The organism is Faucicola sp. SE7633, from assembly GCF_059264685.1.
In genome coordinates, this window is sequence record NZ_JCADBW010000009.1 from 52,263 (window position 1) to 65,550 (window position 13,288).

General features: G+C 49.7%; 11 protein-coding genes. 4 read left to right on the forward strand and 7 right to left on the reverse strand.

Annotated features, from left to right (window positions below; translation table 11 throughout):
• Positions 1-3 precede the first annotated feature (3 nt).
• The 3 genes from leuD to leuC are packed head-to-tail and all read right to left on the reverse strand — an operon-like array spanning position 4 to position 2,820.
• Complete coding sequence (leuD, locus tag AC5L4R_RS05135) at positions 4-663, reverse strand: 3-isopropylmalate dehydratase small subunit (protein ID WP_494472989.1); 660 nt, start codon at positions 661-663, stop codon at positions 4-6.
• A 30-nt stretch (positions 664-693) separates the two neighbouring features.
• Positions 694-1,386, reverse strand: coding sequence for a hypothetical protein (locus tag AC5L4R_RS05140; RefSeq protein WP_494472990.1), 693 nt, complete (start codon positions 1,384-1,386; stop codon positions 694-696).
• Between the two features lie 15 nt (positions 1,387-1,401).
• Positions 1,402-2,820, reverse strand: coding sequence for a 3-isopropylmalate dehydratase large subunit (gene leuC / locus AC5L4R_RS05145; protein WP_494472991.1), 1,419 nt, complete (start codon positions 2,818-2,820; stop codon positions 1,402-1,404).
• Positions 2,821-3,232: 412 nt separating this feature from the next.
• Between leuC and AC5L4R_RS05150 the strand changes: the two genes are divergently transcribed.
• On the forward strand, positions 3,233-4,126 hold the full coding sequence (locus AC5L4R_RS05150; protein ID WP_494472992.1) for a LysR family transcriptional regulator: 894 nt from the start codon (positions 3,233-3,235) through the stop codon (positions 4,124-4,126).
• Positions 4,127-4,219: 93 nt separating this feature from the next.
• Here the strand turns inward: AC5L4R_RS05150 and AC5L4R_RS05155 are convergent, their stop codons facing one another.
• The 4 genes from AC5L4R_RS05155 to serS all read right to left on the reverse strand — a co-directional run bounded on the left by AC5L4R_RS05155 (position 4,220) and on the right by serS (position 10,201).
• Entirely contained in the window at positions 4,220-5,845 is a 1,626-nt protein-coding gene (locus AC5L4R_RS05155) for a hypothetical protein (protein WP_494472993.1), read from the reverse strand.
• Positions 5,846-6,101: 256 nt separating this feature from the next.
• Entirely contained in the window at positions 6,102-7,661 is a 1,560-nt protein-coding gene (locus AC5L4R_RS05160; protein WP_494472994.1) for a hypothetical protein, read from the reverse strand.
• Between the two features lie 353 nt (positions 7,662-8,014).
• Positions 8,015-8,914, reverse strand: coding sequence for a D-hexose-6-phosphate mutarotase (locus tag AC5L4R_RS05165; protein ID WP_494472995.1), 900 nt, complete (start codon positions 8,912-8,914; stop codon positions 8,015-8,017).
• Between the two features lie 15 nt (positions 8,915-8,929).
• The gene (gene serS, locus AC5L4R_RS05170; protein ID WP_494472996.1) at positions 8,930-10,201 is read right to left on the reverse strand and encodes a serine--tRNA ligase; all 1,272 of its coding nucleotides are present in this window, start codon (positions 10,199-10,201) and stop codon (positions 8,930-8,932) included.
• A gap of 352 nt (positions 10,202-10,553) precedes the next feature.
• Here serS and AC5L4R_RS05175 point away from each other — a divergent pair, with 352 nt between their 5' ends.
• The 3 genes from AC5L4R_RS05175 to nrdB all read left to right on the forward strand — a co-directional run bounded on the left by AC5L4R_RS05175 (position 10,554) and on the right by nrdB (position 13,262).
• A complete protein-coding gene (locus AC5L4R_RS05175; RefSeq protein WP_494472997.1) occupies positions 10,554-11,240 on the forward strand; it encodes a YcxB family protein in 687 nt (228 codons plus the stop codon).
• A gap of 164 nt (positions 11,241-11,404) precedes the next feature.
• On the forward strand, positions 11,405-11,893 hold the full coding sequence (locus tag AC5L4R_RS05180; protein WP_494472998.1) for a Dps family protein: 489 nt from the start codon (positions 11,405-11,407) through the stop codon (positions 11,891-11,893).
• A gap of 235 nt (positions 11,894-12,128) precedes the next feature.
• Positions 12,129-13,262 (forward strand): class Ia ribonucleoside-diphosphate reductase subunit beta, encoded by a 1,134-nt coding sequence (gene nrdB, locus AC5L4R_RS05185; protein ID WP_494472999.1) that lies wholly within the window; start codon positions 12,129-12,131, stop codon positions 13,260-13,262.
• Positions 13,263-13,288 lie beyond the last annotated feature (26 nt).

Here is a 13,288-nt window from a genome sequence, read left to right on the forward strand (position 1 = left end):
GCATCACGCGCCTGTTGGACGTAGCTCGGCAAATACCCACGGGTGTGCCGTGCGTGCGCGCGTTTCATAGGCGGCAATCGCATCGCTTTGCTGCAACGTCAAACCAATATCATCCAAACCATTTAACAAACAATGTTTGCGAAATTCATCGACATCAAAATGATAGTGCTCACCTGTCGGGGTGATGACCTGCTGCGCGGCTAAATCCACGGTTAGGCTGTAACCTTCATGCGCAAAGGTTTGCTCAAACAACCGCGCAACCACGTCCTCAGGTAGCACCACGGGCAACATACCATTTTTAAAGCAGTTGTTATAAAAAATATCGGCAAAACTTGGCGCAATCACCGTGCGAAAGCCGTATTCTTCCAACGCCCATGGCGCGTGCTCACGGCTTGAGCCGCAACCAAAGTTTTTACGCGCAAGCAAAATCGTCGCGCCTTGGTAGCGCGGTTGGTTTAGTACAAAATCGGGATTAATCGGGCGGCGGCTAACGTCTTGGTTGGGGTAGCCTTCGTCCAAATACCGCCATTCATCAAACAAATTGACCCCAAAACCCGTGCGTTTGATGGATTTTAAAAACTGTTTGGGGATGATTTGGTCGGTATCGACGTTGGAGCGGTCTAGCGGACAGACAAGCCCGTGTTCGGTGGTGTATTGTTTCATGTGTTTTTCCTAAACTTTATAAATCGTATTTCAAAGCGTTGGCGTTTTTTTGGCATCTTGTGGTTGATTTTGCTGAATATAATCAATGGTTTGCTGCTGCCATTGCTCAAGTTCCAAATTTCCTGATGAATTTTTATCAAGAAATTTTTTGTATTTCAACAAATAAACGTCCAACTCCCTTGGCGTGGATTGACGCCCAAGTAACTTAGGCTCAAAAATTTCATCTCTAAAAACCAAACAACGCTTTACAAAAACCGAATACTCAGCATCATAGTTTTGTGGAATATCATGTTTCTTGCCTTGATTTAAATGGGTAATACTTCGATTGGCTAAAAAGTCATAAATAAACACTGCATTTGGCAGATGAAAATGTAAGTACTTTGAAGCTAGCGAACGCTTATTTAAATCTGTGATTTGTTTTAAAACGTCGGTGAAGTTTTTATGCAACGCTAAAACTTGCTCGCAGTTGTCATGGGTCAAACGGTCGATTGGTCTTACTTTAGCTATCCATTCATCTATATTAGACTGTTTGATTGTTGGGGCGACAGTATCGGCAATAAAATTTTCAACATCTTTGAGCAAACTTGAATTTCTAACTCGATTGACAGCGGCAGAGTAGCTATGACCAATTAGCCAGATTTTACCTGCAATAACATCAATATCATCGTGATGAGGGTATTCCGCACACATTTTGTATAAAATGGCGTTGCCAAAATTACTCATTTTGCCCCCCTAGGATCAAAAATCCCTGACATCAACAAAATACCCAGCAATCGCCGCTGCCGCTGCCATGGCAGGGCTGACCAGATGCGTGCGGCCGCCATTGCCTTGTCGTCCCTCAAAGTTGCGGTTTGAGGTGCTGGCGCAATGCTCTTGTGGGGCAAGTTTATCCGCGTTCATGGCAAGGCACATCGAACACCCAGGTTCGCGCCATTCAAAGCCTGCGTCGGTAAAGATTTTGTCCAAACCTTCTGCCTCAGCCTGCTGCTTGACCAGCCCAGAACCCGGTACAACAATGGCTTCTTTAATCGTATCGGCAACTTTGCGCCCTTTGATGACTGCCGCGGCCTCGCGAATATCCTCAATGCGTGAGTTGGTGCATGAGCCAATAAAAATACGGTCAAGGCGGATATCCGTCATCGGCTGCCCTGCTGTCAAACCCATGTAATTGTACGCGCGCGTCCATGCCTCTTGTTGCACGCTGTCTTTGGCATCGGCAAGGGTCGGCACGTTGGCATCGATGGCGACCACCATCTCAGGCGATGTACCCCACGATACCTGCGGTGCGATCTCGGCTGCGTCGATGTCGATGACTTTATCAAACACCGCGTCATCGTCTGAATGCAGCGTGCGCCAATACGCCTCGGCTTGTTGCCACAGCTCGCCTGTGGGCGCGTAAGGTCGCCCTTTGACGTATGCAAGCGTTGTCTCATCAACGGCAACCATGCCCACGCGCGCGCCTGCCTCAATCGCCATGTTACACACTGTCATGCGGCCTTCCATAGACATAGCTTGCATGACTTGCCCGCCAAATTCGATGGCATAGCCTGTACCGCCTGCCGTACCAATCCGCGCAATAATCGCCAACACCACGTCCTTGGGTGTCACACCTGCACCCAGCGTGCCATTGACACGGATCAGCATGTTTTTCATTTTAGATTGGACCAGACATTGGGTGGCAAGCACATGCTCGACTTCAGAGGTGCCGATGCCATGCGCCAAACAACCCAGCGCGCCATGCGTTGCGGTGTGACTGTCGCCGCACACCACCGTCATGCCCGGTAAGACCAAGCCTTGCTCGGGCCCGACCACATGCACGATGCCTTGACGAATGTCATTGATGGTAAACTCGGTGATATCAAATTTTTGGCAATTTTCATCCAGCGTTTGCACCTGAATGCGTGAAACATCATCCTTGATACCTGCCACCCCTTGCTCGCGCTCTTGCGGCACGGTTGGCACGTTGTGGTCAGGCGTGGCGATATTGGCAGATAACCGCCACGGCGCGCGCCCTGCCAACGCCAAACCCTCAAATGCTTGAGGGCTTGTGACCTCATGCAGCAAATGGCGGTCAATATAAATCAAGCTTGCGCCATCATCGCGCTCAAGTACCAAATGGTCTTGCCAAAGTTTGTCGTATAGGGTTTGTCCTGCCATGGGTTACCTCGTTATGTTAAAGCAATGCAACAAATGCGACTTGCCAAAATCGAGCGGTTCAAATCCAGCCGTTTTATGCGCACAACTGTTACCAATACCTGTTTACAGTTGTTTGGCTTGTTAAACGTGCGTATTGGTAAAAAACGCGTATCTTAGCATGGCTGGTGAATATTTGGTCACGTTTTACCGTCCTTGTCATGAATAAGTCAATTATAGCAAAGACCTTTCATAATTTTTATTGATGATTTTTATGTATTTAAAAACTTAAAATTATATATTGATTACTATCAAGCCTTACCAACCTTTTTTTACCCATTTTTATATCCAACCAAACTTTTTTTTATGGTTAAAATCCCGTATAATGCGCATAATCTAACGTCCATCAAAATCAGCGACCAGCAAGCGAGTGCCTATGAATACCACCAACCTCAACACGTTTTTGGCGGTGATGCAAACAGGAAGTATTTCGCAAGCGGCGGATAAGCTGTTTATCACTCAGCCTGCTGTCAGTAAACGGATCAAAAATTTAGAAGACGAATTTGATGTCGCGCTGTTTGATACGGTTGGGCGCGGTATTATTCCTACCCAAGCCGCGTATGATTTAGTACCACACGCCAAACGCTGGCTTGATGATTACAATAATCTTAAGATAAATTTAAAGAATAACCAACGAACTGTATCGGGTAAACTGGTGATTGGCACCAGTCACCATATCGGCTTGCACCATCTACCTGTGGTGCTCAAGTCCTTTATGCAACAATACCCCGATGTGCAGCTTGACGTGCATTTTATCGACTCTGAACAAGCGCACAAGGCAGTGCTAGATGGTGATTTGGCATTGGCGTTTTTGACCCTGCCGCCAACGCAAGACAAGCGTTTGCATTATTTTAATCTGTGGCAAGATACCTTGCAGTTTGTCACGGGCACAGGCTCAGTGCTGGCACAAAAAACCCAAGTGACGCTGGAGGACTTGACGCATTTCCCTGCTATCTTGCCTGCTGCCAATACGTTTACCAGTCAAATCACGTTGGCAGAATTTGCCAAACACGGGCTAAAGCCGTACGCCACCATGAGCACCAATCCGCTAGAATCCATCCGCATGTTGGTGTCGATTGGTTTAGGCTGGTCAGTGTTGCCGCAAACGCTGATGAATGAAGAGTTGCAGCCGATTGCACTGGCCAAGCCACTGGCGTTGCAGCGTGATTTGGGGGTGGTGATGAACCCAAATATTACGGTGTCTGCCAGTATGTTGGCGTTGTTATCACTGCTCGGCTTAGAACTGCCCGAAACCTTTCATATCGGCTAGGCGTTTTTGGTTCGATGTTTTTTAACAACGCCCATGCAGATTTAGACCCAGCATGGGCGTTGTGAGATAGGTTTTGGGCGATTTTTTGGTAAGCTATTTTTTTTGGTAAGTTAGGCGCAAGCCGTAGACTGTGGCGTGGTTGTCCTCAAATTTGCCGACAACCGTGTCATCGGGCAGGCGTGCTTTGGCATCGCCAAACATCAAGTATTTAGCACCCAATGACGCTGACCACTCGGGCGTGATGTTGTAACGCGCGCCAAGCCCCAAGCCCCAGTAGCCATTAACAGGCCCTAGTGAGGTCACGGGGTCGCCTGCGCCGCTGTCCCATGTTACCTGCCCCGATAACGCCCAGCGGTCGCTGACTTTTTTGCCCACACCGATATCAACCGCCCATGAGTCTTTGTCATAATCGACCAAGTTTAGCCCACTGACATCGCCGTACAGTTTGGGTTTGATGGCAAAATCACTCCACGGCACCCAGCGCACTTTACCCGTCAAAAGTGTGGTTTTGTTAAGACCTGTTTGAAAATCCAAGTTCACCGATTGCGGCGTGGTCACCGTTACTTGGTTGGTTTGGCGCGGATTGCCACCGCGTAGCGCGTACAAAGGCAGGTTTTCGCCGATGTTCAAATCATGGTCGATTTCTGAGCGATAGGTCAAAGACGCTTTGAGAGCGATTTCAGGCTTGCTATACGCCACGCCAGCCAACCAACCAACGGCCGATGAGGTCGGTATCGTCGCGTCATAGTTGGTCGCGGTTTTGTAGCTGTCGCCGCGCAGGTGGACCTCGCCCTCAAGTTTTTGAAACGAAGGCCCGGCATAGACTTGCCAGTTTTTGTTTTCGCCAAATTTAACGCCAAACACGCCAGCGATTTTTTTGCTGCTGACTTTAACTTTAGTGCCTTCGGTGTTATTCACCAGTGGTGTGGTGGCAGCTTGCAAGCCGCTTAAGGTTTTGACCGCGCCTTTACCTGCCTCGACTTGCTTTTGTCCTGCTGCCAGCTGTGCTTTGCCTGCGTCAATGTTTGCCGTTCCTGCAGCAATGCCTTGCTCTAGTGCAACAATTTTGGGATTGAGCGCGCTGGCAAGGTTTGGGTTGGCTGCCAATGCCGCTTGCGCTTGGGTCAATTGGGTTTTGGCAGCATCAAGCTGACTTTGGGCTTGGGTAAGTTGGCTGCTGGCGGCGGTCAGTTGGTTTTCGCCTGCGGTGACTTGGTTTTGTAGTTCTGTGATGGTGTTTTGTAAATCCGCTGCGTTGGTGATGTTGGCATTGACACCTGCGGCTTGTAGGCTCTTGGAGGCTTGCGCATACACGCCGTTTAGCACGGCATTGGGTGCGCCAACAAAGTTGTTGTCACCGCTGTACTGCACGTCTGCGCCCCACGGCTGGTCAAAAAACACGCCAACGCTAAAGGTATCATTGACATCGGCTTTCACGCCATAGCTGGTGAATTTGTAGTCCTCGGTCATGTTGCCTGTTTTGCGCCCTAAGTTGTCTTTACCCGATACTTTTGGCGCAATGGTTACATGCTCGGCATACGCGTAGGTACCATCTTGGGCGATGCCCCAACTGGGCTGGGTCGAGCGATCCAGTCCTGCTGCATGCGCATTCGCCGTGAGTGCTAGCATAGCCGATGCACTGGCAACTGCCAACGCGATACGGCGTGGACGCAAGATATGCGCAGGTGAAGAGATACGATTTGACGTAATCGATAACATACGGACATCCCTGTTTAGTTTTTACGATTAGGTTTTAACCATGTTTAGGCCAATCCTGCCTAAACTTATGTTCACAATTCCTCGTTAGAACACTGTAACAAGCATAATCAAATTTTAGACATTTGACAACACTTATTATTTGTAATGTGTATTTTTATCATAGTTGTATGATTTTGGTTCATTAAGCCGCACAAATTAAGCCGCCCAAAAAGACGGCGCGGATAACAGCCGTCTTATACTCACGCCCATTGGTGGGCTATTTTTTTTGATAGGTCAGACGTAAGCCATACACAGTGGCGTGATTGTTTTTAAATTCGCCAACTTGCTGTCCGTTGGGGATTTTGGCTTTGGCATCGCCTAGCCAAATATAGCGCGCGCCCAATGATGCTGACCATTCAGGCGTTAGCGCGTAATGCGCACCTAGGCTTGTGCCCCAGTAGCCATTGACAGGACCTAGCGTGGTCACAGGATCGCCTGCGCCGCTATCCCACAATACATGCCCTGATACTGCCAGTTTGTCGCTAAGCTTTTTGCCCAAGCCCAACTCAATCAACCAAGAGTCTTTATCATAATCTAGCAGATTGATCCCACTGACAGCGTTATATAGCTTCGGGCGGATGACAAAATCACTCCATGGTTCCCAGCGCACCTTTGCCATCAGCAGCGTGGTGGGGTTGATGCCTGTTTGCAAATCCAAATTGACTGATTCGGGTGTCTTGACGGTGACTTTGTTGGTCTGTGCTGCCTCAAAGCCTTTAAGTTTTGCCAACGGGAAGTTTTCGCCAATCGGCATATCGTGGTCGATTTTTGCGCGATAGGTCAAGGCGGCTTTTAGTGCGATTTCTGGTATTGTATAGCCCACGCCCGCCAGCCAGCCAACTTCTGATGATGTCGGAATTGATGCGTCATAACCTGTCGCGCCTGAGTAGGCATCACCACGCAAATGTAAATCACCAATCACCTTTTGAAACACAGGGCCGCCGTACACTTGCCAGCGTCTGTCATCGCCAAGTTTGACCCCAACCACGCCCGATAGGTTTTTGCTACTCACCGATACGCGCGTGCCTTCGGTGCTGTGCGCCAGCGGTGCGGTGATGGCTTGCAAGCCTTGCAAGGTTTTGACAGCGACTTGACCTTTGGCAAGCTGTGCCTGCCCATCCTGAATTTGTTGGTTGCCTGCGTCAATACCTTGCTGCAGTAGGGCGATTTTGGGTGTCAATAAAGCGGCCAAATTGGGGTCAGTTGCCAAGGCGGCTTGGGCTTGGCTCAGCTGACGGGTCGCGGCGGCGACATCGGCTTGCGCTTGGCTCAGCTGCCCTTGCCCTGCGCTGACTTGGCGTTGCAAGCCTGCGATGGTGTTTTGCAAATCGGCGGCATTGTTGATGGTGACATTGACACCATTGTCTTGCAAGGTTTGGCTAGCCTGCCCATAGACGTTGGCCAGCACGTTGCGCGGTACGCCTGTAAAGCTGTTGTCGCCGCGGTACTTGACATCCGCGCCCAGCGGCTCGTCATAAAACACCCCGATGCTGACGCGGTCATTGAGGTCTGATTTGACCCCAAAGTTTAAAAACCGATAGGTTTCTGTCATATCGGGGATTTTGCGCCCTGCGTTGTCCTTGCCGCTGACATCGGGATTGACGGTGATATGCTCGATATATGCCATCGTGCCGTCTTCGGTAAAGCCCCAACTTGGCTGGGTGGTGCGGTCAAGCGCGGCAGCGTGGGCAGCCAATGGCATACCGAGGGTGGCTAGCACAGCCGTCAGCAGACGTGGGGGGAGATAACAGTGCGTGGGCATGGGCTTGGCGGACATGCAGATTTCCTATGGTATCAATTTTGACAAGCTCAATGTGGCGTAAGCACAAAGTTTGTGACATACGACAACCTACCGTGCCAGCCGATAAAGCCTAGCACGCCTAGTGGATTTAAAACTATTTGTCAAGCAGTAAGGATGAGCGATTAAGTTTGATAGACAACTTGACACGCAGCGATAAACCTACCACAACAACGCGAACAAGGATAATCAAACTTGCCCATGATAGCAACCAACGCAACATGAAATTCTTTCAACATCGCGTGGATTGCTTGAGCGTTTTTAAGAAAGATAGACGACAACCCACACAAGCCAGCGCGCAAATTTTACCTATCGTGTTTGCGCCAAACGCGCTATGCCAAGCCAATCGCCACGCCCAATACATGGCGCGCCCCTGCCGCAAGCCCAACGCTATCTTGTCCTGCGTTTGCCGTCTCAATGCACACCATGCGTTGGTAGTCATGGGGCAAAAACTGGTCAAGCGTACGTGCCTTGGCGTGCCACGGGTTCCATAAAACGCTACTTGCCGAGCCATGACTGACCAAATTAAAATCAACATCGGGTGTGTGCAAGCGTAGCGGCGTTGTCACATCATAGATACGGTCAATCTCTTGCTCAAACACCAACGCCCCGTGTTGGGTGTGCCGCTCACCTGTCAGGCTATCTAAAAATGTCGCGCCATCAAGCCCCATAACCTGCGTGCGCGCGATATCCGCGGTGGCAAAATAACTGTGCAAGGCTTGGCTAAAATGCATGACCGTATCGCCAATATTATCCACGGTTAAAGTGATATTTAGACCATCGCCGCTTAAATCCAGCGTCAAACAGGGGCGCAAACGTTGCCAATGCGCGGTATTTTGCACCACATCGGGCAGGCTAAAGCGTAGCAGACAACGTGCCGTATCTTGTGCGATGACCTCGTATTGCCAAAGCTGCTGCCGCGCGTCGCCGTGTTTGGGCAAGTCATAGCGGCCAAGGCTTGCTTGCACGGGTGCAGGGTTATCGGTAAGTTTACCAAATATTGGCAAGCAAATCGGCACACCGCCACGCACGGGTACACCGCGCTTAAACGCTGCCTGCGCCCCCAGCCACAGCCAATTGTTTGGGTAAGCACGGGTGGCAAATTCGATGATTTGCGCGCCTTGCAAAACAATCGTCGCGCAAAAATCGGGATAACTTACGCACAGCGCAGGCAATTCACCCAGTTGAATGGCTTGAATGCTTGGTGTGGCACTGAATTTGGCAACACGCATCATCTATCCTGTTATTTAGCCAATACGCGCAAAGCCTGTGTAAGGCTGCAATACCTCAGGCACATCAATGCTGCCATCGGCATTTTGGTAATTTTCCATGATAGCAAGCAGCGTACGCCCCACCGCCAGACCTGATCCGTTTAGCGTATGCACCAGCTGGGTGTGTTTGTCCGTCGGGTTCGCGCGCATCCGCGCTTGCATCCGACGCGCCTGAAAATCACCGCAATTTGAGCAGCTTGAGATTTCACGGTAAGTGTTTTGGCTGGGTAGCCAGACTTCTAGGTCATACGTTTTGACCGCGCTAAAGCCCATATCGCCTGCGCACAGCAACATAACGCGATACGGTAAACCCAGTTGCTGCAGCAAATATTCAGCTTGCGCCGTCAAATCTTCTAGTGCCTGCATTGAGGTATCGGGCGCGACGATATTGACCATTTCTACCTTTTCAAATTGGTGCTGGCGAATCAGCCCTCGCGTATCGCGCCCTGCTGAGCCTGCCTCACTGCGAAAACACGGGGTGTGCGCGGTCAATTTCATCGGCAACTCATCGGCCGCCAAAATCGTATCGCGCACCGTGTTGGTCAATGGCACTTCTGACGTTGGAATCAGGTAATAATCTTTATCACCGCGCAGCTTAAACAAATCCTCTTCAAATTTGGGCAGCTGTCCTGTCCCCTGCAAGCTGTCGGCATTGACAATATAGGGCATATACAGCTCGGTATAGCCGCGCTCGGTATGTGTGTCAAGCATCCACGCAATCAGCGCACGCTGCAACCGCGCCAACTGCCCACGCAGCACGCTAAAACGGCTGCCCGTCAGTTTTGCCGCCAGTTCAAAATCCAAAACATGCAATGCCTCGCCCAAGTCACTGTGGTCACGTACGGCAAACTCAAACGCGCGCGGCACGCCCCAGCGGCGTACCTCGATGTTGTCGTTTTCATCCGCGCCTGCAGGCACGCTGTCATCGGGCAAATTTGGAATCGCCAACGCGGCTTGCGCGATACGCGCTTGCAAGGCTTTAAGCGCGTCCTCGGCTTGTTTCATGTCTGTGCTAATTTGCTGCATCTGCGCCATCAGTGCGCTGGTGTCCGCACCACTGCGCTTTAACGCGCCAATTTGTTTAGCGCCTGCATTTTTTTGCGCTTGCAGTTCTTCGGTTTGCACCTGCAATGCCTTACGCTCACGCTCAACATCTTGCCAAAATGCCATATCCAGCGCGTAGCCGCGTTTTGCCAGTTGGTCGCGCACCTGCTCAAGGTCGCCGCGCAGCAGTTTGGGGTCAATCATGCTTCGTCCTAAAATCTTACAAAAAATGCTACAAAAATCATCGTGCTGACGTTTGAGGTAACCGTGATGTCTATTTGCGCTCAAACGCCAGTTGCTATACCAGTTGCCATCAACGTGTCATGAAGCCGCTATGATAGCAATATTTGGTTAAGTTTTCACCTTTACCCATCCGTAAAAAACGCTTAAACCGTGCGTCGCGGATGGTTTTACTATCCACCAAGCGGCCAATCCACAAAATTTTTTTTGCCAAATTGGCGTAAGCCAGCTATTCAATGCTAAAATAGTGCTTTTATCTACGCGGCAAACGAACGCTTTTCACCTTTTACCCAATAACCTGTAAAAAGATTGGTTTATGGCACTTTATCCCTACACCCTGCAACCCATTGATGTCAATTTGACCGACGCGGAGTTTCGCCAAGCGCAAGCACAGCTGTTTGCCTCTAATGAACAAAGCCTTGCGCGTATTTCAACCAAGACATGGGTTATTGTCGGTGTGTTGGTTGCCGTGGCAATCGCAGGGATTATATGGGTGCATGGTTATTCAACGCTGATTTTTTGGTTGTTGTTGGTTGGTGTGGTGGTGTTTTTGCTGATTCGCACTGTGGGCTTGCGTTGGTATGTCAAACAGGAATTTGACAAACAAGCCGCCAGCCAAACCATGCCGCCCGAGCTTGCTCAGCTTAAGCTTGGCGTTCAATCACACGGTATTATCTTGGGCTTGCCTGCACCCAATGCCGCCCCAGCCAAGGCCACCAGCAAGCGCAAAGGCAGCGGTATGCAGCAGCCGCTGATTCGCCAAGGTGCGCTACAGCAAGCCACCATCAAATGGTCACAAATCAGCCATTGGCAAGAAACGCCTGATTACATTTTTTTGGTGTTTTCGGCAAACGGGCAGCAAGGCAGCCAAATTGTGCCCAAGCGCATGCGTCAGCAAAAATTCCCCATTGATACGCTGCGCCACCATTTGCAAGAACACATTGGCGTACAGGGTTTGCCAACCACCAGCCAACTGCCCCAAACGGCAGCAAACGGCTCATAAGCTAGGGCTTAGCTGGATGCGGTGCGCGCCTATATATTGGTTTAATCAATCAATGTTTTTGTTATAATTTATTTTAATTAATACAAGATTGCGCTTATAGTAGCACCAACGGATGACCCAATCACTTAACCCATCAGCCATTTAACCATAATCAGGAGCAAACGATGACAAAATCAACCGACAAAACCACCCAAGGCTTTGGCCTTAATCACACCGATATGGCAAACGTGGTGGATCAACTCAACGCACTGTTGGCAAATTACCATATTTTTTATATGAATGTGCGCGGTTATCATTGGAATGTCAGTGGTTCAGATTTTTTTACGCTGCACGTCAAATTTGAGGAGCTATACACCGCGCTGCAATTACAGATTGATGAGCTTGCCGAGCGTATTTTGACCTTACGCGGCACACCGCTGCATGCTTACAGTGACTTTGCGCGTATCTCAGCAATTAAAGAAGACAGAAATGTCAGCGACGGGCGCGCGTGTGTGCAAGGCGTTTTGACAGGCTTAAACATGTTGGTTGCCAAGCAGCGTGAGGTCATCGCCACCGCCGAGCAAGCGGGCGATGAAGCAACCGCCGATATCTTAACAGGCTATGTCAAAGAGCAAGAAAAATTGGTGTGGATGTATAGCGCGTATTTGGGTTAATTGCGCGGCCATACCCGTGTTTTGGCACACCAATACAGGACCAAACCGACCAAAAGCTGCCTTGGGCAGCTTTTGGTTTTTTTATGCGCTTAGCTTGCTTGAATGTGCATGGTTTCAATCACTTATCCGTATGATTAGGGCCGTCTAAAATTGATATTTTTGGCAAAATACGCTAGAATATGTGCCCATTTATCTTGTCCGCTTGTTGCTGTTTTTTTAAACTCGGGTGCTGATTATGTCATATTCGATTTTTTGCCACACCAAAAACAATGCCTTAGCTGAGCCGATGTTTTTTGGGCAGCCGGTGAATATCGCACGCTATGACCAACAAAAATACCCGATTTTTGAGCAGTTGATTGAAAAACAACTGTCGTTTTTTTGGCGGCCTGAAGAGATTGACGTATCCAAAGACCGTTTGGATTTTGCCAATCTACCTGTCCATGAGCAGCACATTTTTTTAAGCAATTTAAAATACCAAACCTTGCTTGATTCCATCCAAGGCCGCAGCCCCAATGCGGTGCTATTGCCGTTGGTGTCATTGCCTGAGCTTGAGACGTGGATTGAGACATGGGCGTTTAGCGAGACCATCCATTCGCGCAGCTACACGCATATCATCCGCAATGTCATGACCGAGCCTGCGCAAGTGTTTGATACGATTGTGGATAATGCGTTTATCCTTGAGCGCGCGCAGGATATCGCCAAGTATTATGATGAGCTGTATCAGTACGCCCAATGGTACAACCTGTATGGCGCAGGCAGCCACAGCATTGACGGCAAAACCGTTGCCGTATCGCTACCGATTTTAAAGAAAAAACTGTATCTGTGCTTGGTTGCCATCAACGTGTTGGAGGCGATCCGCTTTTATGTGTCGTTTGCCTGTTCTTTTGCCTTTGCCGAACGCCGCTTGATGGAAGGCAATGCCAAAATCATCAAGTTGATTGCCCGTGATGAAGCCTTGCATCTCAACGGCACGCAACACATGCTTAATATTTTGCAATCAGGGCGCGATGATGACGAGATGGCACAAATCGCGCAAGACTGCCAAGAGGAGGCGATTGCGATTTTCCGCAACGCCGCCGAGCAAGAAAAAGCATGGGCCAAGTATTTGTTTAAAGATGGCTCAATGATTGGGCTTAACGAAAATATTTTGACCCAGTACGTTGAGTATATTACCAATTTGCGTATGCAGGCGATTGGCTTGCCGTCGTTGTTTGCGCAGAGCAAAACCAACCCCATCCCGTGGATTAACGCGTGGTTGTCATCGGACAATGTGCAAGTTGCGCCGCAGGAGTCAGAGATTACCTCATATTTGGTTGGGCAAATTGATGCCGAGTTGGCGGACGATGCGTTTGGTGATTTTGAGCTATGATGGCGCGGTGGGTCACGCGCCTATCC